Raw genomic sequence first — 23,599 nt, forward strand, 5'->3', positions numbered from 1 at the left:
CCCGGGCCGCACTACGGGGTGGCGGCGTACGCGGCCGCCAGGTCGATCCGGACCCAGCCGCCGTCGGCACCGGACTGATCGAGGGGGTAGCCCGGCTTGATCGCGGTCCGCCGCAGAATGTCCAGCCGCTGCGCGTCCGACAGCTGCGGGAACCGGGTCTTCAGGAGCGCCGCCGCGCTCGCCGGAATCGTGTTGTGCATCGCCGGGAACACCCGGTCGAATCCGTACGTCATGTCGGCGCGCTGACCGGCCAGGGCCTGCGCGGCGGAGGTGACGGTCCGATCGCCGGCGAGCGCGCGGTCGACGGGCTCCCCCAGGGTCTTCGACAACTGCGTGCGCAACTGGGTGCCGGCCTCCCGGATCAGCCGGGAGAACGCCGGATCGCCCAGCCGCGCGGCGGCGATGTCCAGGCCCATGATGCGCCCACCCATCACATCGAGCGGGTAGTGCACGCCGAGCACGATGCGGCTGCGGCCGATCTCCGCCGACCGGGAGACGATCTGCGTGCCGGCCTCCGGAAGCCAGGACGCCATCAGCGCGCCGGCCCAGTACCCCATCGCGGTATGCCCGGACGGGTACGAGCCCTGCCCCTTGACGTCGGCGTACGCCGTGCCGCCGGGCCGGTCGTAGCGCTTGATCCGACTGGACGCGACCTCGAAGGGGCGCGGGTTGTCGTAGTACTCCTTCTCGAGCAGGGTGGTGCCGAGCGGGAGCATCATGCGCGCCGTGTAGCCGCTGGCGAGCTGTTCCACCTTGGGAATCGCACCGTCGGCCAGCAGCGTGCGGAAGGCTCCGCCCACCCGGTCGCCGAGCGCATAGGTCAGCGAGACCAGACGGTCGTCGTAGTTGACCGCGATGGCGTCGCGCCGCTGAGCCGGCGTGGCCCCGTTGTTGATCTCGATCACCGTGGCGAGGTTCTGCTTGATCACCTTCGGGTGCTGATCGCGCAGGGTGGCGAAGCCGTCGAGGACGGGGATGTAGGTGCCGCCCGCCGGGATGTCGGACTCGAACGGGCCGGCCAGCTGGGCCGGGCCGAAGCCGGCCGGGGCCGCCTGGGCGGCCGGGGCCGCCTGGGCGGCCGGCGCCGCTACCGTGATCGAGGCGCTTCCGAGAAGCAGCGCGAGGGAACTGAACAGACTCAGGATGAGAAGTCGACTGCGGGTCACGACGATCAGATTCTCCTGATCGGGGCCGCCGCGCAACTTCTCACCCGGCGGCAAGGTTCCGGCCGCCTGCACGATGCCTGCCGGCCACCCGCGCCGCGCGCCGTCATACCTCGCGCAGCCGGTCCAGGCGGCCGTCGGTCAGCGCCTCGAAGTAGTCCCCGGAATCGGCGAAGCCGAGCCCCAGGATGCCGGCGCCGTCGGAGACCACCGGTTCGATCGGCGTGATGGTCCGCGGTGCGGCCACCAGCTCGGCGACGGTGTCGTACCCGGCGATGTCGCGCAACTGAGTCCAGGTCGGCGGGAGCAGGAAGCGCCGTCCCGCTTCCCAGTCGGCGAGCGCGGCGCGCGCGGTCCGCCATTCGGTCTCCTCCGCCTCGCTGGTCGCTCCGTCGGCGTCCTGCCCCTCCGGCAGCACTGCCAGGAAGAACCGGGTGTCGTACCGGCGCTTCTCGTTCTTCGGGGTGATCCAGTGCGCCATCGGCGCCAGCAGATCGGTGCGCAGCACCAGATCGTGGTCGGCCAGGAACTGGGCGACGGAGAGCTCCTTGCCCACCAGGGCCGCCCGCTCGGCCGAGAACACCGACGGGTCCGGGCACACCGCGTCGGCGGTGCCGGCCAGCAGGACGCCGCACTCCTCGAAGGTCTCGCGCACCGCCGCGGCCACCAGGGCTCGGGCGGTCTCGTCGTCGGTCGCCAGGCGCTCCGCCCACCACGGGGCTTCCGGTCCGGCCCAGCGCATCTCGGCGTCGCGGTCGCGGTGGTCCACGCCGCCGCCGGGGAACACCGTCATCCCGCCGGCGAAGGCCATCTGCTTCACCCGGTGCTGCAGGAAGACCTCGATGCCGCCGTCTCCGTCGCGTACCAGCACCACCGTCGATGCATCACGCAGCGGAGCTACCGCCCCGTCACCTGCTGCCACGTCACCGCTCATGTGCCTTCTCCTGCCCGGTCGATGAGCAAGCGCTCACTCGAGTGCTCCGGATGCGACTGTATCGCTCAGCGATCGGCGGCGCGCCGATGACCTCCGGCCCGGCGGGCCCGGCGCGCGAAGTAGCGGTCGTCGTCCTGCGTCAGCGCGATCGTCTGCCGGAAAGTGGTCGTCAGGTTCTCCGCCGTCAGGCTGCTCGCCAGCGGCCCCTGCACCGTCACCTCGCCCTCCGACAGCATCATCAGGTTGGTGAACCCCGGCGGGATCTCTTCGACGTGGTGAGTGATCAGCACCATCGCCGGAGCATCCGGATCCCGGGCCAGCATGCCGAGGCGCTCGACCAGTTCCTCGCGACCGCCCAGATCCAGGCCGGCCGCCGGTTCGTCGAGCAGGAGCAGTTCGGGGTCGGTCATCAGGGCGCGCGCGATCATCACCCGCTTGCGCTCCCCCGACGACAGCGTGCCGAAAGTCCGGTCGGCCAGATGTTCGGCACCCATCGACTCGAGCACGTCGGCGGCCCGTTCCCGGTCGGCGTCGTCGTAGTCCTCGCGCCAGCGCCCGAGCACCGAATAGCCCGCCGAGATCACCAGATCCGAGACCCGCTCGCCGTCCGGGATCCGCCCGGCGACCGCGGCACTGACCAGACCGATCCTGGTCGTCAGATCGCGAACGTCGGTGCGGCCCAACTGTTCACCGAGCACGAAGGCGGTGCCGGAGGAGGGGTGCTCGACGGCGCCGGCCATCCGCAGCAGCGACGTCTTACCCGCGCCGTTGGGCCCGATGATCACCCAGCGCTCGTCCAGTTCCACCTGCCAGTCGATCGGCCCCACCAGCGTCGTCCCGCCGCGCACCAGGCGCACGTCGGAGAAGTCGAGGATCAGGTCCGGGTCGGTCTGCACGTCAGTCACGCCCCCATGATGCCGGACGAGGCCGCCCGCCGGAGCGAGGCCCGCGGGAATACCCCGCGCGCCGCGCGCCTTGTACTCGAGTGTGAGTGAGAACAATCTGTCCGTACCGCTGTCGCTGCTCGATCTCGCGCAGGTGGGTCCCGGCGAGACGGTCCGCGAGTCCCTGGACCATTCGATCGCCCTCGCACAGCTCGCCGACGCCGCCGGTTACCGGCGGCTCTGGTACGCCGAGCACCACAACATGTCGGCCATCGCCTCGGCCGCTCCGGCCGTGCTGATCGCCCGGATGGGCGCCGCCACCGAGCGCATCCGTCTGGGCGCCGGCGGCGTGATGCTGCCCAACCATTCGCCGCTCGCGATCGCCGAGCAGTTCGGGACGCTCGCCGAGCTCTACCCCGGCCGCATCGATCTGGGCCTCGGCCGCGCACCGGGCGGCGATCAGGCCACCTTCGCCGCGCTGCGCCGCAGCCCGCAGGCTTCCGACCAGTTCCCGTCCGACGTCGTCGAACTCCAGAACTACCTGCGCGGGAATCCGCAGCAGTCCGGTGTGGTCGCCACCCCCGGCGCCGGCACCGACGTGCCGCTGTACATTCTCGGCTCCTCCCTCTTCGGCGCGCAGCTCGCCGCCTATCTCGGCCTGCCGTACGCGTTCGCCTCGCACTTCGCCCCGGCGGCGCTCGAACGCGCCATCGCCCTGTACCGCTCGGAGTTCCGTCCGGCGCAGGCCGACCAGGGCGGCCTCACCGAGCCCCATCTGATCGTGGCCGCCGGGGTGATCGCCGCCGACGACCCGGCACGGGCCGAGCAGCAACTGCATCACACCAAGCTGCAGCGCGCCAAACTCCTCTTCGGCCGCAACCCCAAGATGTCCGACGAGGAGGGCGAGGCTCTCCTGGCCGGTCCGGCCGGTCGCCAGGTGGACGAGATGCTGCGCTGTTCGGCCGTAGGCACGCCCGATCAGGTGCGCGAGCGGCTGCAGCTCTTCGCCGACCAGACCGAGGCCGACGAGCTGATCCTGGCGCCGATGGCCACCGATCGGGAGCTGTGGCTGGGCACCGTCAGTGCCCTGGCTCCGGAGGCCGCCAGGACGCGATGACCGTGCAGGAGCCGGGCGCCACCTCCGTGTAGCCCGCGTCACGCACCGCGACCGCCGAGCCCGCGGCCGCGTCGTCGAGCAGTCGCGTCCAGCGCGCGGGCTCGGCCTGCCGGACCGCGAGCGGACAGCCGGATGCGTACCACTCCTCGACCGTCTCGGCCGGGAGCAGCGGCGCCCCCAGCATCGACGCATGCGACACCTGCGCCGCCAGCTTCCCCACCGTCATCGGCAGCCCCGGCGCCCCCCACAGGCACAGACCGCCGGGCGGCTCGGCCGTGCGCAGGTCGCCCTCGACGTCGGTGCCCCCGATCTGCAGCCGGGTCAACCGGCGGTCGGCCTGCCCCACCGGCCCGGGGACGAAAGCGCGTGCCTGCGCGCCGCCGCAATCGACGGTCACCCCGTCCAGTTCCTGCACCGCCGCCCAATGCGCTCCGCGGGCGCGTCGTGCCACCTTCCGGATCCGGCCGGCGCACCAGGCGTCCAGCGCCGGAGCCCACGGCCCGCCGGGCTCGGCACGCGGATCCAGACAGGTCAGCACCGCAGCCCGGGCGACCGCCTCCAGCAGCGCCTCCCGGTCCGGCGGATCGTTCTTCTCGATCCGCAGCACCAGCGGCATGGCGAGCACCTGAGCGGGATCGTCCGGATCGGCGACGCGCGGCGAATAGCTCGTGCAGCGGGCAATATTCTGAAAGAGTGCCATCGGGCACAATGTAGCCCAGCGAATAAGGGGAGACGATGACCGCTGCGTGCATACTGCGGCGCTGGGCTGTACGCGGCGGCGTCCTGATCACCGGGGTCGTCATGATGCTCTCCACGACGTCCTGCGCACCAGAGATCCAGGGTCAGGCCCTGCGGGCGCCGGTGACGACCCCCGATCCGCCTCCCGAGCCCGTCCGGCTCGAGTCGAACGTGCCGATGACCAAGCTGGCGCCCGGCGAGAAGCCGCCGCAGTTCATCCTGTTCTCCTTCGACGGGGTGGGTGTCGGCGAGAACTGGGATCTGTTCCTGGAGACCGCCGAACAGACCAACGCCCGCTTCACCGCGCTGATGACCGGGCTGTACTTCCTCACCGACAAGGCACGCAAGAAGTACCGCGGGCCCGGGCACAAGCCCGGTGAATCGGCGATCGCCTTCGGGGGAACCAAGGCTGAGGTGGTCGAGGAGATCGAGTACCTCAACAAGACCTGGTACGCCGGACACGAGATGGGCACCCACTTCGTCGGACACTTCTGCGCCGGCACCAAGCATCCCGGCAAGGACTGGTCGACAGCGGACTGGAATCACGAACTGAACCAGTTCTTCTCACTGATGGTGAACTGGCGCAAGAACAACGGCATCACCACCGGTCCGGATCTGGCCTTCGGTCCCGAAGTGGTCAAGGGCGGCCGCACCCAGTGCCTCGAGGGCACCCCGAAGAAGCTGTTCCCCGCCTTGCGCAAGCACGACATGACCTGGGATTCGTCGATGGCAGCCAGCCAGCCGGGCATCTTCTGGCCGAGCAAGGAGCGCGGCATCTGGGAGTTCCCGATCCCGTACGTGTACTCCCCCGCGCTCAAGCATCGCCAGACGGCCCTGGACTACAACTTCTGGTACACCTACAACGGCGCCAAGAACCGCCCGAAGGATGCGCCGAAGATCCGCCGCGTGGTCCGGCAGAGCTACGAGTACATGTACAAGCGCGCCTTCGAGGGCAATCGGGCACCGCTGGTGATCGCCAACCATTTCAACGACTGGAGCGGCAACGCCTTCAACCCGGCGACGGCGGACTTCATGCGTGACACCTGCGCCAAGCCGGAGACCATCTGCGCCGGCCACCAGGACCTGATCGCCTGGATGGAGCTGCAGGACCCGCAGGTGCTCGCGGAGCTGCAGAAGCTCCCCGCCGTCGCCGTCGACGCCAGGCGCTGAGGCGTCAGGCCAGGGGTACCCGGCGGACGACGCCGTCGACCGCGTCTGCGGCCTCCACCTCGTCGCGGGTGACGCCCAGCATGTACAGCACGGCATCCAGGAACGGGTGATCCAGCGTCGCGTTGGCCACCTCGCGCAGCGCCGGCTTGGCATTGAAGGCGATGCCCAGACCCGCTGCGGCCAGCATGTCGATGTCGTTCGCACCGTCGCCGACGGCCACGGTCTGCTCCATCGGCACGCCCCGCTCGGCGGCGAAGGCCTCCAGCGCCCGTGCCTTGCCCGCCCGGTCCACCACCTCGCCGATCACCCGGCCGGTCAGCTTGCCGCCCACCACCTCGAGGGTGTTGGCGCGCACGAAATCCAGGTCCAGTTCCGCGGCGAGCGGCTCGATCACCTGGCGGAAGCCGCCGGACACGACGCCGCAGTGGTAGCCGAGACGATTGAGGGTGCGGATGGTGGTGCGCGCGCCCGGGGTCAGCTCGATCGCCTGCGCCACCCGGTCGATCACGGCCGCGTCGAGCCCCTCGAGGGCCCGCACCCGCTCGTGCAGCGACTGCGCGAAGTCCAGTTCGCCCCGCATCGCCGCCTCGGTCACCGCGGCCACCTCGGCTTCCCGGCCGGCCTCGGCGGCGAGCATCTCGATCACCTCGCCCTGGATCAGGGTGGAGTCGACGTCGAAGACGATGACGCGCTTGGCGCGCCGGGACAGTCCGGCGCGCTCGACGGCCACGTCGATCGGGTAGTGGGAGGCGACGGCACCGAGCGCCTTCTGCAGGGCCGTGTCCGCCTCGGCGTCCTCCCCCACCGACACCATCAGTTCCAGCCCGGTGAGCGGATAGTCGGCGACCCCGCGGATCGAGTCGATGTTGCCGCCCTGGCCGGCCAGGGCGGCCGCCACCGCACCGAACGACTCTGCCGAGACCGGACTCCCCAGGATCACGACGGCGTGGGTCGACGGGGCCCGCACGCGGCCCTCGTCGTCGTCGGCCAGCACCAGATCCATGCCGTGCTCGGTCATCGGTGCGGCCAGCGCGGCCCGCAACCGATCGACCGGCATGGCGGTCCGCACCAGCACACCGAGCGTCAGATGATCGTGGATCACCACCTGCTCCACGTCGAGAAGATCCACTCCGCACTCGGCCAGCACGGTCATCAACGACGACGTGACGCCGGGCTTGTCCGGCCCGCTCACCGTCAGAAGGACCGGCGGCTCATTCTCTTCGATACCCACCCCTGAATTATGGGGCCCCGTCCCGGCGCACCGTGCACCGGGCTCGGGCGCGGGCGGCCCGGGCGGCAGGTGCCGATGCGCCAGGCCCGCCCGAGGAGTCCTCGGGCGGGCCTGGCGCGTCTGGTGTTCGGCCGATCAGTGAGCGTCGGCGTGCTTGTCGCTGCCCCAGCCGACATGCGCTTCCGAACGCATGCGTTCGACCATGTGCGGGTAGTGCAGCTCGAAGGCCGGCCGCTCCGAACGGATCCGCGGCAGCTCGGTGAAGTTGTGCCGCGGCGGCGGGCAGCTGGTGGCCCATTCGAGCGAGTTGCCGAAGCCCCACGGATCGTCGACCGTCACGACCTCGCCGTAGCGGTAGCTCTTGAAGATGTTCCACAGGAACGGGAACATCGACAGCCCCAGGATGAAGGCACCCGCGGTGGAGACCATGTTCAGCGTGGTGAACCCGTCGCTCGGCAGGTAGTCGGCGTACCGGCGGGGCATGCCCTCGTTACCCAGCCAGTGCTGGACCAGGAACGTGAGGTGGAACCCGATGAAGGTGAGCCAGAAGTGCCACTTGCCCAGGCGCTCGTCGAGCATGCGACCGGTCATCTTCGGGAACCACAGGTAGATACCGGCGTAGGTCGCGAAGACGATGGTGCCGAAGAGCACGTAATGGAAGTGCGCGACGACGAAGTACGTGTCGGAGACGTGGAAGTCCAGCGGCGGGCTGGCCAGCAGCACACCGGTGAGGCCACCGAACAGGAAGGTGACGATGAAGCCCACCGAGAACAGCATGGGTGTCTCGAAGGTGATTCGGCCCTTCCACATGGTGCCGATCCAGTTGAAGAACTTCACGCCCGTCGGCACCGCGATCAAGAAGGTCATGAACGAGAAGAAGGGCAGCAGGACCGCGCCGGTCACGTACATGTGGTGCGCCCAGACGGCCACCGACAGCGCGGCGATCGCCAGCGTCGCGTAGACCAGACCCGAGTAACCGAACAGCGGCTTGCGCGAGAAGATCGGGAACACCTCGGAGACGATGCCGAAGAACGGCAGCGCGATGACGTACACCTCGGGGTGACCGAAGAACCAGAACAGGTGCTGCCAGAGGATCACACCACCGTTGGCCGGATCGTAGAGGTGGGCGCCGAACTGGCGGTCGACCTCCAGACCCATCAGGGCGGCGGTCAGCAGCGGGAAGATCAGCAGGATCAGCACACTGGTGACCAGGATGTTCCAGGTGAAGATCGGCATGCGGAACATGGTCATACCGGGCGCACGGAGGCAGACGACGGTGGTGATCATGTTGACCGCACCCAGGATGGTGCCCAGACCGGCGACACCCAGACCCAGGATCCACAGGTCGGCGCCGAGGCCCGGCGCGTGCACCGCGTCATTCAGCGGCGAGTAGGCGGTCCAGCCGAAGTCGGCGGCGCCGCCGGGGGTGAGGAACCCGCCCAGCGCCACCAGGTTGCCGAACAGGAACAGCCAGAAGCCCATCGAGTTCAGTCGCGGGAAGGCGACGTCCGGAGCGCCGATCTGCAGGGGCAGCACGAAGTTGGCGAAGCCGATGACGATCGGCGTCGCGTACATCAGCAGCATCACGGTGCCGTGCATGGTGAAAAGCTGGTTGAACTGCTCGTTCGAGAGGAACTGCAGTCCCGGGTGCGTCAGCTCGGCGCGCATCAGCAGGGCCATCAAGCCGCCCGCCAGGAAGAAGCCGAACGACGCCACCATGTACATCTGACCGATCAACTTGTGATCGGTCGTGGTGATCATCTTGTAGAAGAACGAACCCTTGCGCTGGTAGCGCTCTGGGTACGGACGAACCGGAGTCACCTCGGTCGTCGGTTGGTCTACCGCGGTCACAGATCCTCCTCCTGGGCGCCGGGCGACGCCTGGACTCTAACCCTGCAAGGCACCGAAACGACACGATGCCGCCAGCGCTCGCCTCTGATCGTAAACCAGAGCGGAGCCGTCCACCGCGCGGGTCCTACGATCTGTCGTACTCGAATCACTGTACCCCCGATATCCGCAGGTCGCGGCGGGCGTAGAACCGACGCGCCCGCCGCTTCGGGCCCCCTCAGTTCTGCTAGCGTAGGCGCGTGCTCGCATACTCGGAGACCGGATCGGCCCGCCCGCACCGTTCGCGGCGCCTGCTCACCGCAGCGGCCGTCGTCGCCGCCGCCTCGGTCGCGCTGACGGCCTGCGCCGAAAAGGACACCACCCTGCGGACCCCGGACGGCCAGGTGATCTCGACGGTCACCTCCCGGATCGCCGAGGCCAACATCGTCAGCGCCGGACGCGACTTCGCCGAGACCTGCCTGGCGCCGACCGCCCCCGACCCCGGCCGCACCGACGTCTCCCGCGTGATCGTGACCGACCCGGCGCTGCTCGATGCCGTCTGCGCCCTGGGCATCGGCCCGAAGGTGCGTGCGGTGACCGCACCGGACGGCTCGATCCCCGAGTACCTGGGCCCCGAGCTCGCCGCGGTCCCCACCATCGGCGACCGCCCCTCGCGCGAACAGGTGGCCCAGGCCGCCCCGCAGCTGGTGCTGGCGACCCCGGACACCGCCGGCGACGTGACCGGTCTCCGCGAGTCCGGCGCCCTCGGGTCCGCGCGGGTGGCGACGGTTTCGACCGACAGCGACTGGCGCACCACCTTCACCGAGGTCGCCGCGGCGCTGCAGCGCTCGGACGCCGCCGCCGAGCGGCTCGCGGAGTTCGACGCCGAGGCCACCCGCGTGGGCCGGGTGATGGACGCCCCGCACAGCCAGGTCTCGCTGGTCCGCTTCACCGCCCGCGCCGAGCTCCTGGAGGGCACCGGGAGCTTCGGCGCCTCGATCCTGGCGCAGGTGGGCGCGCAGCGCCCGGCGGCCCAGCGTGGAGCGGAGCCGGTCATCGTCACCGAGGAGAACTTCCGAGACGCCGACGGCGACCTCATCTATGTGAGCGGCGAAGGCGACGAAGGCATGCAGCGCGGTATCGACGTGCTCGAGAGCGACTCCTGGCAGGAGATGGGAGCGCCGAGCTGGCAGCGCGTGATGTGGGTCGACGACACGGTTTGGTACCGCACCTCCGGCCTCGCCGCGGCCTGGCTGGTCCTCAACGACCTGAAGAACTCGCTGAACTCCAGTTCCGCCGGCGGATAGCACCGTTGCACCCGCGTTCCGCGCTGGGGCTTCGGGCCCTGTGGCGTCCGGGGCTCGGGCTCGCTCTGTGGCCGGACGGCGAGCCGATCGGGCCGGACGAGACCCGGCCGCTCGGCGATCTGACCGACCTCCCCGATTCGGTGGCCGACCTGCTGGCGCGCCGGAGGCTCCGGCACACCGTCGACCACACCGGCCCGGACGGCGCCCGCAGTCTCCGGCGCGCCGTCGCCCTGGGCATCCCCACCGCGATCGAACTGCTCGATCGCTGCGAGTTTCTGGCCGTCGGCGGCGACGTCGCCTTCTACCGGTACCTGCTCGCGGGTGCGCGCGGTCTGCGCGACGCCGGCGCCGTCGCCCCCGGGATCCGGGCGGCCGGTGACGATCTCGCGGTCCAATGGTGCCCGCTGCCGGTCCCCGCCTTTCGGGGCTGGCAGACGGTGATCGCGGCCAGCGCTCCGCCGGCGCTGATCGCGCACGGCGGCGCGGGGGCGTTGACCGACTTCGTCACCGAGGTGGTCGACGCGGAATGCCGCCGGCTGCTGACCGCCGAGCGGGGCCGCTCCCGGATCCCGGTGATCGACGGTCTCGCCGCCGAGGTGGCCGTGCCCCTGCCGGCGGGCGCGAGTGCGGCGGCCGCGGCGTGGCAGAGCTGGCTGGACACCGGCGGCGCCGACGGCGCGACCCTGGTGCTGCGTCTGCACGAGCCCGACGACGAGCCGTCGGTGCCGCCCCCGCCCCCCGATCAGGTCCGGTGGCGCCTGCAGGTCTGCCGGCGACTCCCCGACGGCCGCACCGAACCGGTCGTTCCCCACCGCATGGGCGCCCACGAGCTGGATGAGCTCACCACCGAACTGGCCTCGGCCGTGCAGGTCTTCGGCGAGCTGTCGAGGGCCGAGACCGATCCGCAGAACCTCGACTTCCTGCTCACCACCTCCCAGGTGGCGGACTTCTTCGCCACCGGTGCCGATGCCGTCGGCGCGATCGGGGCCACGGTGCTGCTGCCGCGCACGGTGGCGGTGGTGGCACCGACGATCTCCTTGCGCGGCACGCAGGTTCCCGGCGGCGGTGCCCGCCCCGGCATGGTCGGCCTGGACGAGATCTCCGACTTCGAGTGGCGCCTGGCGCTGGGCGACGGCAGCGGCCCGCTCGGCCAGGACGACCTCGACGAGCTCGCCCGCCAGCACGGAGATCTGGTGCGGGTCCGCGGCCAGTGGGTGCGCGCCGAGGGCTCGGCGCTGAGCCGGGCCGCCGCCTTCCTCACCGCCCGGAAAGCGACCGGCGACGGCGACGGCCTGGATCTGGCCGAGGTGATGAATCTGGTGACGGCCTCCGACGACCGGCTGCCCGTTCCGGTCGGCAGCGTGCAGGGGCTGGGCTGGCTCGACGACGTCGCCGCGACCGGCGTGCTCCGTCCCGAACCGGTCGCACCGCCGGACTCGCTCACCGCCACGCTGCGCCCCTACCAGCAGCGCGGCCTGGACTGGCTGCACGCGCTCGGACGGATTGGCGCAGGCGGGGTCCTCGCCGACGACATGGGGCTGGGAAAGACCGTCCAGGTGATCGCCCTGATCGCGCGGCGGCGCACCGACGAGCCCACGGCGCCGCCCGCGCTGGTGGTGTGCCCGATGTCGGTGATCGGCAACTGGCAGCGCGAAGTGGAGCGGTTCGCGCCGGGGCTGTCGGTGGTGGTCCACCACGGACCGAAACGGGGCACCGCACGCTTCTCGCCGGGCACCGACATGGTGGTGACGACCTTCGCGACGCTGGCCCGCGATCGGGAGCAGTTCGCCGGTCTGCCGTGGGATCTACTGGTGGTCGATGAGGCCCAGCACGTCAAGAACGTTCGCACCGCGGCGGCCAAAGCCCTTCGCACACTCGACGTCCGGCGGCGGATCGCGCTGACCGGCACCCCGGTGGAGAACCGGTTGGAGGATCTGCGGGCGGTGATCGACCTGGTGAATCCGGGCCTGCTGGGCACGGCGTCGTCGTTCCGGTCGCGGTTCGCCGAACCCATCGAGCGCGAGCGCGATCCGCAGGCCCTGGATCGGCTGAACGCGATGACCCGGCCGTTCGTGCTGCGCCGGCTGAAGACCGATCCGGCGGTCGCCGCCGATCTGCCGGAGAAGACCGAGCTGATGGTGCGCACCAACCTCACCACCGAACAGGCGGGGCTGTACCAGGCGATCCTCGACGAGCTGCACCAGGCGCTGGCCGACAAACAGCACCACGGCCACCGCCGCCAGACCGTGCTGGCCGCCCTCACCCGGCTCAAGCAGGTCTGCAACCATCCCGCCCACTACCTGGGCGACGGCTCACCCATGCTGCGGCAGGGACGGCACCGGTCGGGAAAGGTGGAACTCCTCGCCGACATCGCCACCACGCTGGTCGATGAGGGCGACCGCGCCCTGATCTTCACCCAGTTCGCGGCCTTCGCAGACCTGCTGAGCCAGTGGCTGGCACCGATCCTGGGCCGCGAGGTACCGGTGCTCCACGGCGGCCTTTCGCGCACCGACCGCGACCGCTTGGTCACCGGATTCGCCGAGGACTGTGGTCCCCCCATCCTGGTCGCCACGCTCAAGGCCGGCGGTACCGGCCTGAATCTGGTCGCCGCCAATCACGTCATCCACGCCGACCGCTGGTGGAATCCGGCGGTCGAGGAACAGGCCACCGATCGCGCCTACCGAATCGGCCAGACGCGGGCGGTGCAAGTCCGCAAGTTCGTGTGCATCGGGACGCTGGAGGAACGGATCGACGAACTGATCGCCGCCAAGCGGGAGTTGTCGTCGCTGACGGTGGCTACCGGGGAGAGCTGGCTCTCCGATCTCGGCGACGACGCACTGCTGGATCTGCTCGCCCTGCGCGACGAGGCGGTGGGCGAATAGTGGCTCAGCGCAAGCGATCCCGGTCCCCGGTACGCGGATACGGCATCACCTCGTGGGGCCGCGCATTCGCGGCCGTGGTCGAAGCCGGGGCCGATCACCGGCATCTGACCGGCGCGCGGCGCTACTTCCGCGACCATCACGTCGACGGCCTGGCCATCGCCCCGGGACAGGTCACCGCCGCGGTCCGCGGCAGTCAGCTCGAGCCCTTCGAGGTGGCGCTGGTCCCACGCACGGTGGACGCGCAGACCGTGGTGGACCTGCTGCGCCGGACCGGCGACGTCGACGCGCTGCTGGCGCTGGCCCGCGGCGAACAGCCGGCCGCCCTCGGCGCCCTGATCGCACCCACTGAGTCCGCGGACGTCGCGTCGTCGTGCACATGCCCGGACGAGGCCCCGCGCTGCATCCACGTGCTCGCAGTGGCCTTCGAGGTGTCCGCGCAGATCGACAAGCAACCGGTCACCCTGCTGCGCGTGATGGGCACCGACCTGCCCGACCTGCTGGCTCTGGCGCAGGACCGCGAATCCACCGACCAGTCTGCGGCCGGGGAGGCCTCCCCCGGTGCACCGGCCACTCCGGCCGAACCCGCCTCATCGGTCGAGCTCGCCGAATCCTTCTACGGCGACCGCGTTCGGATCCCCCGACCGCCGACCTTCCCCCGCGTCGACGCGCTGTCCGAACTCGACGCGGCCGCGCTCCGCAGCGCGCTGCGCGCCTCCGGCGTCGGCGCCACCGCGATGGGCGAGGCCGTCGACGACCTCGCCGAGCTCTACGCGGTGTTGCGGGACCACCGCTGACGACCGGCCGTCTGCTCGCGAATCCGACGTTCAGGTGTCCGGCTCTGTCGCCGACTGCGACTACGGTGAGATCTCATGGCCGGACGACCGAGAAGCACGGCGGTGGATCGCGCACTGATCGACACCACCGCGCAGCTGCTCGTCCAGGGCGGCTACGCGGCGCTGTCACTCACCCAGGTCGCCGAGCGGGCGGGCGTGTCCAAGCCCGCCCTGTATCGCCGATACCCCAATCGGGCCGCGCTGGCCACCGCGGTGCTGATCGATCGATTCGGGCTCGATGTCAGCGGCGAAGACACCGGCGGCCTCGAGACGGACCTGCGTGCTCTTCAGCGTCACCAGCGAGATCTCTTCTGCGACCCGGTGCTCGGCGCCACCGTCTCGGGGCTGTTGGCCGACCTCGACGTCGATCCGGAGGCCACGGCCCGCTTCGCCGACACCTTCCTCATGCCGCGCCGCCGTTCCACCGCCGAGATCCTCGAACGCGCCGAAGCGCGCGGAGAGATCGCGGCCGGCTGGGACAACGAGTGGATCTGCGATCTGATCACCGGCCCGTTCCTCATGCGGGCCTGTCTGCCCGTTCTCGGGCGGATCGACGACGACTTGGTGGAGCACACCGTGCAGGCGGCACTGGCGGTGCTGGCCGGCCGATGAGGGAGATCGTCGTTCCCGCGCCTCCACTGCCGCGACGGCGGTAACCTCCCATTACGTGACACACTGTCACGTAATAGAGGAGTCGCCATGCCGTTCACCACTTCTTCCGTCGAGTTCGCCAGCCTCGGCACCACCCTCCGGGGCTGGTTCATCACCGGCGACGACAGCAGCCCACAGCCCACGATCGTGATGGCTCACGGGTTCGCCGGACACAAGGAGTGGGTCCGCCCGTTCGCCGAGGCCCTGGCGAACGCCGGGTTCGCATGCCTGGTCTACGACCACGCCTGCTTCGGCGACTCCGACGGTGAGCCGCGACAGGAAGTCGATCCCTGGCGGCAGGTCGAGGGCTACCGAGATGCCGTCACCTTCGCCGAGTCGCTTCCCGGCGTCGACGCCGACCGGATCGGCGTGTGGGGCACCAGCTTCGCCGGCGGCCACGCCATCGTCGTGGGCGCCGTCGACCACCGCGTCAAGGCTGTGGTCGCCCAGGTTCCCCTCACCGCCGGGGCTCCGACTCTCGAGCGGCTGATCCCGGCCCCCATGTGGCCGATCGTCGACGAGACGATCGCCGCCGACAGGCGCGCACAGTCGGCCGGAGCGGCTCCGCTCACCATCCCGTCCAGTTCGGCGGACCCGACCGAGATGGTCGCGATGCCCGGCGCCGACGTCTACGAGTGGCTGATGGCGAACGGCCCGCAGATCAGCACCTGGCGCAACGAAGTGACGGTGTCGAGCATCGACAAGGTGCGGACCTACACTCCGGAAGCCTTCGCCGAGCGTCTGGGCACCACACCGATCCAGTTCATCGTCGCCGACGGCGATGTTCTCACTCCCGTCGATCTCGCGCTCCGCGCCCACCACACGGTCGTGGGCCCCAAGCACCTGAAGATCCTGGGCGGCAGTCACTTCAGCGTCTACGAGGAGAACTTCGCCGAAGCAGCCGAGACCGCGGTCGCGTTCTTCTCCGACACTCTCGGGTGACCCCGTGGTCGCACCGCCTCCTCTTCACCAGCTCACCTACAGCTGGACCGACCTGCGCGGCGACCCGCCGGCGCGCTGGCTGGTCGACTGGCAGCTGCGACCCCAGGGAAGGGGCACCCGGATACTGCTGCACATCAGCGGCTTCGACCTGACCGACCGCCGTCAGAAGATGGCGCGCAACGCACTCGAGCGCGGCTGGAACAACACGGTGCTGCCACGACTCGCGGACGTCGTCGCCGAACCCTAGCGCCACGTGGCGCCTTCGGCACGACCGCCTGCCGCCACACACTCATTACCGATTGTGCCATTGACTGTTGACACCTTCCTCTTCCGGTCATAGAGTTCGGGAAAGACCGGAGGAACAGCCGTGACCAGTACCGATACCCGTCGACGTGGACACGCCGAACGGGGCGACTACGACCGTGACGCTCGCCTCGGAGTAGCCCGACGACTGCTGAAAGGCTCGTCGAATCGCTCCTACGACCCGATCGTCGACCTCGATTTCGATGCCCCGCTCGAGGAGGGGAAGTTCTTCCTGCCGCCGAAGGTGGTGACGCTGTACGGCACCGACCTGTGGGAGTCGATGACCACCGAGCAGCAGATCGAACTGTCCCGGCAGGAACTGGCGAACATCCTGTCGGTGGGGATCTGGTTCGAGAATCTGCTCAATCGGGCGCTGCTGATCCGCCTGATGCGGGAAGACCCGGCAGCGGCCACGTCGCATTACGAACTCACCGAGATGGGCGACGAGTGCCGGCACATGACCATGTTCGGCAAGGTGATCGAGCGGGTCGGTGCGCGCGCCTTTGCGATGCGGCGCTGGGAACGCGCCGTGATGCACGTCCTGCCGCTCACCATGCGAGGCACCATGCTGTGGGTGGTCACGCTGGTCGGCGAGGAGCTGTTCGACGCCCTGCAGCGCGTGATCAAGGACGATCCCGAACTCCAGCCGATCGTGGCGCGGCTGATGCAGATCCATGTGACCGAGGAGGCGCGGCACATCGGCTTCGCCCGGGACGGCGTGCTGCGCCGCATGCCGATCCGCTCCCGCACCGAGACACTGCTGTCGGCGAATCTGCACGGCCTCGGCGGCCCGGTCTTCCGGCGCCTGTTCACCAACCCGGAGATGTACCGGCGCGCCGGCCTGCCGAATCCGCGCGAGGTCACCCGGATCGCGCGCGCCAACCCCTACTTCCGTGAGTCGCAACTGTTGTCGTTCGCACCGTTGGCGGCCTTCCTCCGGCAGGCCGACCTGATGGGGCCGATCGGCGAACGGCTCTGGCGCCGCACCGGATTCCTGCCGTGACCACGATCGCCCTGACGGGTACCTCGTCCGCGATCGCCGCGGTGGCCCGCCGGTTGGAGCACTCGCCGGTGCCGTTCCGGATCGTGGAGTCGCCCGAGGACGCTGATCTGGTGGTCACCGACCGGCCGGCGCCGGCACCGAACCATCTGACGGTCGCGGCGACCCAGACCCCCGACGTCTTCTACTGCCGTGACGAGTCGGTGGACTACGTGGTGGCCGCGCTGACCGAAGCCCACCTGGGCGGCGCGTACGGGGTGCGAGTCCGGCCGCCGGTGCAGGCCCACCCGAATCCCGGTCCGCGCCCCCGCTGGTGGCGCCGCCGGCACGACCCGCTCGCCCACTTCGACGCCGGCGACTTCGACTGGGCCACCGCCGAATCGGTGGAGGTCGAGGTGTTCGACGACGACGTGCAGGTGGCCGTCGGCGATCAGGAGTTCACCGCGCGGCTGCGCGCCCGCGGCCGGGTCGACGGATACGACGGTCACTTCCACTGGGCCGGAATGCTTTTCGGCGACCGCGCTCCCCTGCTGAAGGCCGATGGCAAGAGCCGCGCGAGCGTACGGCTGGGCGACAGCGAGCCGGTGCCGGCGAAGCTGGCCGAGGTGACCCCGTGGGGCACCGTCCGGGTGACCGGGGTGGGCACACCCCCGTGGGCGGCGGCGCCGAGCCCGGCCTGACCCGCGGCCCTCGCCGACACCGGCGAGCTCACACGACTCCGGTCTCGGGCAGCCCGCCGAGAATGTGCCCCAGCCGATCACGTTTGGTGCGCAGGTAGGCGATGTTCCCGGGTCCGGGCGCCACCTCGATCGACACCCGCCGCGCCACCGGAATCCCGAACTCGGTCAACCGGTTCACCTTGTCCGGGTTGTTCGTGAGGAGCGCGACCTCGTCCACGCCGAGGTGGCCGAGGATCTGTCCGGCGACCGCGTAATCGCGCGCATCGACGGGTGCGCCGACCGCGAGGTTCGCATCGACGGTGTCCAGGCCCTCGGCCTGCCGACGGTAGGCGCGCAGCTTGTTGCCGAGACCGATGCCGCGCCCCTCGTGCCCGGTCAGGTAGACCACCACGCCGGCGCCTTCCCGAGTGATCAGCTCGATCGATGCGGCCAGTTGCTCGCCGCAGTCGCACGTCGCCGAGCCGAACAGATCACCGGTGAGGCACTCGCTGTGGATCCGCACCAGGACCTCGCGACGGCCCGTGATGTCGCCGTACACCATCGCGAGGTGCTCCACCCCGCCGCTGGCGAAGGCATGGGCGTGCGCCCGGCCGTGTGCGGTCGGTACCGGAGCGTTCCCGGCCGGCACCACCTGGAGATGGTCCTGGAGTTGCCCCACCGTCACCACCGGCAGTCCGCGGTCGCGGGCGAAGGCGACCGCGTCGGCGCCGCGGAGCATGTCCCGGCCGTCGGCGGTGACCAACTCACTGATCAGCGCCACCGGGACGCAGCGCGCGATACGGCAGAGCGCCACCCCCGCTTCGGTGTGACCGCCGCGCGCTGCCAGCCCGCGCGGGTGCTCGGTGAGCGGGAACATGTGCCCCGGCCGCAGAAACGCGTCCGGTCCCAGTCTCGGATCGGCCAGCGCGCGAGCGGTCGCCGCCCGCGCGGAGGCGCTGATGCCCGTTCCGGTGCCGGCCAGATCCACGCTCTGCAGGAAGGCGGTGCCGTGGGCGTCGGTGTTGTCGGCGACCATCGGTGCCAGTCCCAGCTCAACGGCTCGGGCCCGTTCCAGCGGCACGCACAACAGCCCCGAGGTGTGTTCGACGAAGAAGGCGACCGAGTCCGTATCGGCGAACTGCGCTGCCATGATGAGGTCCGCCTCGTCCTCCCGGTCCGCGTCGTCGAGGACCACCACCATGCCTCCGCCGGCGACGGCCGCAGCCGCGTCGGCGACCGTCGACAACGGTGATCGGTGACCGTTCATGAGGATTCCCCTCCCCGAGTGCCGCCCGGATGCGGCAGGTGGGTGCCGAAGGTGCGCGCGTGATAGGTCAGCGGCGGGCTGTCGTGAGCCCCGACCGCCACGACGCTGCCGAAGACGACCGTGTGATCACCGCCGGGGACCAGCTCGGTCACCTCGCAGGCTACCCACCCGGCGACCCGATCGATCACCGGCACACCGGAGGATTCGGTCCACACGGTGCCGTCGAACTTCGCGGCGCCCTTGCGCGCGAACGCCATCGCGACGTCGTGCTGACCGGACGAGAGTACGTTCACCCCGAATCGCCGGTGCCGCTTGACGATCGACAGCAGGTCGGAGTGCTGGTCGAGGGCCACCGCGATCATCGGCGGATCCATCGACAGCGACATGAAGGCGGACACCGTGGTGCCGTGCGGCCGGTCGCCGTCGCGGGAGGTCACGACGGCGACCGGGCTGCACACGCCGGCCATCGCAGCCCGGAACCGGGTACCGAGCTCATCTTGAATCTGGTTGACGGTCACGGGTGCTCAGGCCTTGGCGGCCAGTTCCTTCTCATACTTCTTGGTCATGTGCTCCACCGCGGCGACCTGCTTGGCGCTGTAGCCCTCCTGGACCAGGCGGGCCCGCGCCGCCGCGTCGAGGGTCGGCTGAGCCTGGCCCTGGAAGTACGGGAACACCTGCTCGGCGAAGAGCTGCGCCGAGCGCCGCGAGTCCCGCGGCGTCGCCCAGTCGTGCGCCATCTGCAGCATGGAGCCGAAGCCGCCCGACTGGTCCCACAGGCGCTGGATCTGGTCGCGCGCCTGCTCCGGGGTACCGATGACGCCGATGCCGCCGTCCTTGACGAAGTCGATCATCTCGTCGATGCGGTCACCGGACACACCCATCTGCGGGAACGCAGCGACGTTCTGGAAGTAGTCGAACCACTGCTCGATGCCGTGGCGGACCTGGCGGCGCGCCTCGTCCTCGGTCTCGGCGATGTGGAACAGGCCGACCAGGGTCCAGTCGCGGCGATCGACGCTCTGACCGTGCTCGGCGGCCCGTTCCTGCATGATTCCCCAGTGATGACCGAGGGCATCGAAACCGTCCGCCGACAGCGTCGCGCCGATCGATAGCAGACCCACCCCGTGGGTGCCTGCCAGTCGAGGACCGGTCGGCGAGGCGACCGCCGCCACGGAGACCGGGATGCCGTTCTCGTTGTACGGGGCCAGTTGCAGCCGGGCATTGATCAACTCGTGGGTGCGCGTCTTGGCCGTCACCTCTTCACCGCGCAGCAGCCGGACGGCGATGTCCAGGTTCTCCTGCAGCAGTTCGCGGGTGTCGATCGGGTCGAGGCCGATCATCATCGAATCGGTCGGCAACGATCCCGGGCCGACGCCGAAGATGACGCGCCCGCGGGTCAGGTGATCGAGCTGCATGATCCGGTCGGCCGCCCAGAGCGGATTGTGGTACGACAGCGAGGTCACGCCGGTCCCGAAGGTGATTCGCGGCGCGCGATGCGCGGCGGCGGCGATCATGAGTTCCGGGGAGGCGAAGATCTCCGAGCCCGCCGAGTGGTGCTCACCGAACCAGGCCTCGTCGTAGCCGAGCTGGTCGAGGTATTCCACCAGGCTCAGGTCGCGCTCCATCAGGGCGGCCGGGCTGTGTCCGGCGGGATGGAACGGGGCCATGAAGTAGCCGAAGCGAAGTCGTGTCATGGGAGTCTCCCTCATCAGTGGGTGCGGATCCGTCTCAGACAATGGCCGGTGACGGTGAACTCACCGTAGGATCTCTGTGAACTGGCGCACAGTGCACCAAAGTGGAGTCTTCGGTCCGTCCGGCGCTCGGGCGGACCATCCGGGGGATAGAAACACAACGTCGGACTCAGGAAGGAGACCAACGTGCAGCGGCGACCCCGGACCGCGCTGTCGAGCGCGGAGTACGACGCGATCTTCGCCGTCCTCGACGATTGCGCAGACGCCACCGACCTCCCGGACTTCAAGCTCCGGCTGATGGACGCGCTGCACGCGCGCTACCGGTTCCCGAACACGACTTTCCTCACCGGGCCCACGTTCCGCGGGGCTTTCCGCGACCCCTCCCCGGTCACCACGGGCCGCATCCCCGGGATCATCGACGAGTACCACTCCGGCTGGTACCTCGACGACATGTTCTCCACCCGGGAGTCGTTCGCCGCGCTGGGGCGCACCCGCGCCATCTCGCATTCGGCGCTGCGATCGCTCCCCTCAGAGGCCGTCGACTACCTGGAAGGCTTCCTGTACCGCCATCGGCTCCGCAGCGCGTCAGTGCTGCACCTGAGTCTGGCGAACAACGCACACGCGATGGTCGGCATATTCGACGACGAGGGCAAGGAAGTCGTCGGCGAACGCCTCGCAGGCTTGAGTCTGCTCGCCCGGCAGTTGTCGGTCTTCGCGCAGACGCTGCCCGGCGGTCCGCAGCGGTCCTGGCGCAGCCGGCTCACACCGCGCCAGCGGGAGCTGGGCGAACTGGTCGCCGACGGCAACACCAACGATGAGATCGCGGCGGTCCTGCAGATCCAGCCGGACACGGTCAAGAAGCACGTCAGTCAGATCCTGGCCACCACGGGCGCGCGCAACCGGGTGGAGTTCGCGAAGATGGTGCTCACCGAGAAGCTGACGGCCGGCTGACCCTCCCGCGGGCGTCCAGCATCGACGAACGCCTCGGCCCCGGACCGGCGGCGCAGGTTCGCCGCCCTGTCCGGGGCCGAGGACTATTCACTTCCGCGGATCGAGGTCAGAAGTCCCAGTCCTCGTCTTCGGTGTTGACAGCCTTGCCGATCACGTACGAACTGCCCGAGCCGGAGAAGAAGTCGTGGTTCTCGTCGGCGTTCGGCGACAGGGCCGACAGGATGGCCGGGTTCACGTTGGTCTCGTCCTTCGGGAACATCGCCTCGTAGCCCAGGTTCATCAGGGCCTTGTTGGCGTTGTAGCGCAGGAACTTCTTGACGTCCTCGGTCAGTCCGACCTCGTCGTAGAGCGACTCGGTGTAGTCGGACTCGTTGTCGTACAGCTCGAAGAGCAGCTCGAAGGTGTAATCCTTCAGCTCGGCACGCCGTTCGGGGGTCTGAACCTCCAGTCCGCGCTGGTACTTGTAGCCGATGTAGTAGCCGTGCACGGCCTCGTCACGGATGATCAGGCGGATCAGGTCGGCGGTGTTGGTGAGCTTGGCGCGCGAGCTCCAGTACATCGGCAGATAGAAGCCCGAATAGAAGAGGAACGACTCGAGCAGGGTGGAGGCCACCTTGCGCTTGAGCGGGTCGTCGCCCCGGTAGTAGTCCATGATGATGCGCGCCTTGCGCTGCAGGTTCTCGTTCTCCTCCGACCAGCGGAAGGCTTCGTCGATGTCGCGCGTGGAGCACAGCGTGGAGAAGATGGAGCTGTAGCTCTTGGCGTGCACCGACTCCATGAAGGCGATGTTGGTGAGCACCGCTTCTTCGTGCGGGGTGGTGGCGTCCGGGATCAGCGATACCGCGCCGACGGTGCCCTGGATGGTATCCAGCAGCGTCAGGCCGGTGAAGACCCGCATCGTCATCTGCTTCTCGTAGTCGGTGAGCGTGCCCCACGACGGGATGTCGTTGGACACCGGCACCTTCTCGGGCAGCCAGAAGTTGCCGGTCAACCGGTCCCAGACCTCGGCGTCCTTCTCGTCCGGAACACGGTTCCAGTTGATCGCGCTGACGCGGTCGACCAGCTTGATCGGCGCGCCTTCGGCAGGGCTGTGAGCGGACGCAGACATGGCACCTCGGGTTTCATGAATGTCAGGTGAAGCAGAACGACTCCAACACTACGCGTTGCGTCCGAGAGCCTCTGCGACCACAAGATGGTGTGTCTCACCCGGCCTCGGCGTGTCGCCGCTTTCGGGTCGCCGGGCGTGTCGGGACGCTCGCGACGACCCCGGCGGACGAGCCGTCCACGGGGCACGCATCGCCGTGCTCGCGGCCCCACGGCGGCAGCAAGTCGAGGGGTGACTCGCCGGTACCGGCGCGTCACCGCCGGTTGACGCCGAATTCCCAGGTTGCGGGGGCATGCTGATGCCATGACGGTACTGCCCATGTTTCCCCTTGAGCATCCACTGCTGCCCGGGGAGCCTCTCGGGCTGAACGTCTTCGAGCCGCGCTATCGCACGCTGGTGGCCGATGTCCTGGCCGGCGACGGCCGCTTCGGCGTGGTGCTGATCGCCCGCGGCAGCGAGGTCGGCGGCGGCGACGAACGCTGCGACATCGGCACCGTGGTGAACCTGGTCGGGCACCGGGTGCGAGCCAGCGGGCAGATCCACCTCGCCTGCCGCGGCACCGACCGGCTGCGCGTCGTCCGCTGGCTCGACGACGACCCGTACCCGCGCGCCGAGATCGAACTCTGGCCCGATGAGCCGGCCGGCACACCGCACGAGTGGGCCGTCGCGCGCACCCCGTTCACGTCCGTCCTGGACGAGGCGCAGGAGATGTACGACCAGATGGCCGCTCAGCGGGGGCGCCCGGTGGTGAAGCTCGGCGCACCGCCAGACCTGCCGCCGACCGAGTACACCTACATCACCGCGGCCAATCTCCCGCTCGGCGCCGCCGACCGGTACACGGTCCTGACCGCACCCGGGCCCCGCGATCGCCTGGACGCGATGATCCGCGCCCTCGACGACGTCCTGCCGATCCTGCGCGCCCGCCTCGACTGACCCGCGCGCTCCCC

At 69.8% G+C, this 23,599-nt stretch carries 22 protein-coding genes; 12 read left to right on the forward strand and 10 right to left on the reverse strand.

Features of this window, described 5'->3' with window-relative positions:
- Nucleotides 1-11: 11 nt before the first annotated feature.
- From ABD732_RS07910 to ABD732_RS07920, 3 genes are all read right to left on the reverse strand, one after another.
- Complete coding sequence (locus ABD732_RS07910; protein ID WP_344782356.1) at nt 12-1,166, reverse strand: phosphatase PAP2 family protein; 1,155 nt, start codon at nt 1,164-1,166, stop codon at nt 12-14.
- A 103-nt stretch (nt 1,167-1,269) separates the two neighbouring features.
- A complete protein-coding gene (locus tag ABD732_RS07915; protein WP_344782358.1) occupies nt 1,270-2,097 on the reverse strand; it encodes an NUDIX hydrolase in 828 nt (275 codons plus the stop codon).
- Nucleotides 2,098-2,162: 65 nt separating this feature from the next.
- Nucleotides 2,163-3,002 (reverse strand): ABC transporter ATP-binding protein, encoded by an 840-nt coding sequence (locus ABD732_RS07920; protein WP_344782360.1) that lies wholly within the window; start codon nt 3,000-3,002, stop codon nt 2,163-2,165.
- A gap of 82 nt (nt 3,003-3,084) precedes the next feature.
- On the opposite strand from ABD732_RS07920, the gene ABD732_RS07925 reads away from it, so the two are divergent.
- Complete coding sequence (locus ABD732_RS07925; protein WP_344782362.1) at nt 3,085-4,098, forward strand: LLM class flavin-dependent oxidoreductase; 1,014 nt, start codon at nt 3,085-3,087, stop codon at nt 4,096-4,098.
- Here the strand turns inward: ABD732_RS07925 and ABD732_RS07930 are convergent.
- Nucleotides 4,061-4,798, reverse strand: coding sequence for a peptidyl-tRNA hydrolase (locus ABD732_RS07930; protein ID WP_344782364.1), 738 nt, complete (start codon nt 4,796-4,798; stop codon nt 4,061-4,063). The two genes, ABD732_RS07925 and ABD732_RS07930, sit on opposite strands and share 38 nt — an antisense overlap.
- Nucleotides 4,799-4,833: 35 nt before the next feature.
- Here ABD732_RS07930 and ABD732_RS07935 point away from each other — a divergent pair, with 35 nt between their 5' ends.
- The gene (locus ABD732_RS07935; RefSeq protein WP_344782366.1) at nt 4,834-6,006 is read left to right on the forward strand and encodes a polysaccharide deacetylase family protein; all 1,173 of its coding nucleotides are present in this window, start codon (nt 4,834-4,836) and stop codon (nt 6,004-6,006) included.
- A gap of 4 nt (nt 6,007-6,010) precedes the next feature.
- Here ABD732_RS07935 and serB read toward each other — a convergent pair whose 3' ends face one another.
- Together serB and ctaD are read right to left on the reverse strand one after the other, a co-directional pair.
- Complete coding sequence (gene serB / locus ABD732_RS07940) at nt 6,011-7,237, reverse strand: phosphoserine phosphatase SerB (RefSeq protein ID WP_344782368.1); 1,227 nt, start codon at nt 7,235-7,237, stop codon at nt 6,011-6,013.
- A 135-nt stretch (nt 7,238-7,372) separates the two neighbouring features.
- A complete protein-coding gene (gene ctaD / locus ABD732_RS07945) occupies nt 7,373-9,088 on the reverse strand; it encodes an aa3-type cytochrome oxidase subunit I (RefSeq protein ID WP_344782370.1) in 1,716 nt (571 codons plus the stop codon).
- A gap of 236 nt (nt 9,089-9,324) precedes the next feature.
- Here ctaD and ABD732_RS07950 point away from each other — a divergent pair, with 236 nt between their 5' ends.
- The 8 genes from ABD732_RS07950 to ABD732_RS07985 all read left to right on the forward strand — a co-directional run bounded on the left by ABD732_RS07950 (nt 9,325) and on the right by ABD732_RS07985 (nt 17,662).
- Entirely contained in the window at nt 9,325-10,371 is a 1,047-nt protein-coding gene (locus ABD732_RS07950) for an ABC transporter substrate-binding protein (protein WP_344782372.1), read from the forward strand.
- A gap of 5 nt (nt 10,372-10,376) precedes the next feature.
- Nucleotides 10,377-13,253 (forward strand): DEAD/DEAH box helicase, encoded by a 2,877-nt coding sequence (locus ABD732_RS07955; RefSeq protein WP_344782374.1) that lies wholly within the window; start codon nt 10,377-10,379, stop codon nt 13,251-13,253.
- The gene (locus tag ABD732_RS07960) at nt 13,253-14,047 is read left to right on the forward strand and encodes an SWIM zinc finger family protein (protein WP_344782376.1); all 795 of its coding nucleotides are present in this window, start codon (nt 13,253-13,255) and stop codon (nt 14,045-14,047) included. Before ABD732_RS07955 ends, ABD732_RS07960 begins: the two co-directional genes overlap by 1 nt.
- A gap of 102 nt (nt 14,048-14,149) precedes the next feature.
- Nucleotides 14,150-14,698 (forward strand): TetR/AcrR family transcriptional regulator, encoded by a 549-nt coding sequence (locus ABD732_RS07965; protein ID WP_344782378.1) that lies wholly within the window; start codon nt 14,150-14,152, stop codon nt 14,696-14,698.
- An 87-nt stretch (nt 14,699-14,785) separates the two neighbouring features.
- A complete protein-coding gene (locus ABD732_RS07970) occupies nt 14,786-15,679 on the forward strand; it encodes an alpha/beta hydrolase (protein ID WP_344782380.1) in 894 nt (297 codons plus the stop codon).
- A gap of 4 nt (nt 15,680-15,683) precedes the next feature.
- Nucleotides 15,684-15,926 carry an SRPBCC family protein gene (locus ABD732_RS07975; RefSeq protein WP_344782382.1) on the forward strand — a complete coding sequence of 81 codons (243 nt, stop codon included), beginning with the start codon at nt 15,684-15,686 and terminating at the stop codon, nt 15,924-15,926.
- 120 nt (nt 15,927-16,046) lie between these two features.
- Complete coding sequence (locus ABD732_RS07980) at nt 16,047-16,985, forward strand: AurF N-oxygenase family protein (protein WP_344782384.1); 939 nt, start codon at nt 16,047-16,049, stop codon at nt 16,983-16,985.
- On the forward strand, nt 16,982-17,662 hold the full coding sequence (locus ABD732_RS07985; protein ID WP_344782386.1) for a DUF4873 domain-containing protein: 681 nt from the start codon (nt 16,982-16,984) through the stop codon (nt 17,660-17,662). The genes ABD732_RS07980 and ABD732_RS07985 overlap by 4 nt, the downstream gene beginning before the upstream one ends.
- A 28-nt stretch (nt 17,663-17,690) precedes the next feature.
- Here ABD732_RS07985 and ribA read toward each other — a convergent pair whose 3' ends face one another.
- The 3 genes from ribA to ABD732_RS08000 are packed head-to-tail and all read right to left on the reverse strand — an operon-like array spanning nt 17,691 to nt 20,599.
- On the reverse strand, nt 17,691-18,908 hold the full coding sequence (gene ribA / locus ABD732_RS07990) for a GTP cyclohydrolase II (RefSeq protein ID WP_344782388.1): 1,218 nt from the start codon (nt 18,906-18,908) through the stop codon (nt 17,691-17,693).
- Nucleotides 18,905-19,375: a flavin reductase family protein gene (locus tag ABD732_RS07995; protein ID WP_344782784.1), complete on the reverse strand. Its 471-nt coding sequence runs from the start codon at nt 19,373-19,375 to the stop codon at nt 18,905-18,907. Before ABD732_RS07995 ends, ribA begins: the two co-directional genes overlap by 4 nt.
- 57 nt (nt 19,376-19,432) lie before the next feature.
- On the reverse strand, nt 19,433-20,599 hold the full coding sequence (locus ABD732_RS08000; RefSeq protein WP_344782390.1) for an LLM class flavin-dependent oxidoreductase: 1,167 nt from the start codon (nt 20,597-20,599) through the stop codon (nt 19,433-19,435).
- 183 nt (nt 20,600-20,782) lie between these two features.
- On the opposite strand from ABD732_RS08000, the gene ABD732_RS08005 reads away from it, so the two are divergent.
- Nucleotides 20,783-21,547 carry a helix-turn-helix transcriptional regulator gene (locus ABD732_RS08005; RefSeq protein WP_344782392.1) on the forward strand — a complete coding sequence of 255 codons (765 nt, stop codon included), beginning with the start codon at nt 20,783-20,785 and terminating at the stop codon, nt 21,545-21,547.
- 106 nt (nt 21,548-21,653) lie between these two features.
- Here the strand turns inward: ABD732_RS08005 and nrdF are convergent, their stop codons facing one another.
- Entirely contained in the window at nt 21,654-22,655 is a 1,002-nt protein-coding gene (gene nrdF / locus ABD732_RS08010) for a class 1b ribonucleoside-diphosphate reductase subunit beta (RefSeq protein WP_344782394.1), read from the reverse strand.
- Between the two features lie 300 nt (nt 22,656-22,955).
- Here nrdF and ABD732_RS08015 point away from each other — a divergent pair, with 300 nt between their 5' ends.
- The gene (locus ABD732_RS08015; RefSeq protein WP_344782396.1) at nt 22,956-23,585 is read left to right on the forward strand and encodes an LON peptidase substrate-binding domain-containing protein; all 630 of its coding nucleotides are present in this window, start codon (nt 22,956-22,958) and stop codon (nt 23,583-23,585) included.
- Nucleotides 23,586-23,599 lie beyond the last annotated feature (14 nt).

The organism is Gordonia caeni (genome assembly GCF_039537105.1).
Lineage (GTDB): Bacteria > Actinomycetota > Actinomycetes > Mycobacteriales > Mycobacteriaceae > Gordonia > Gordonia caeni.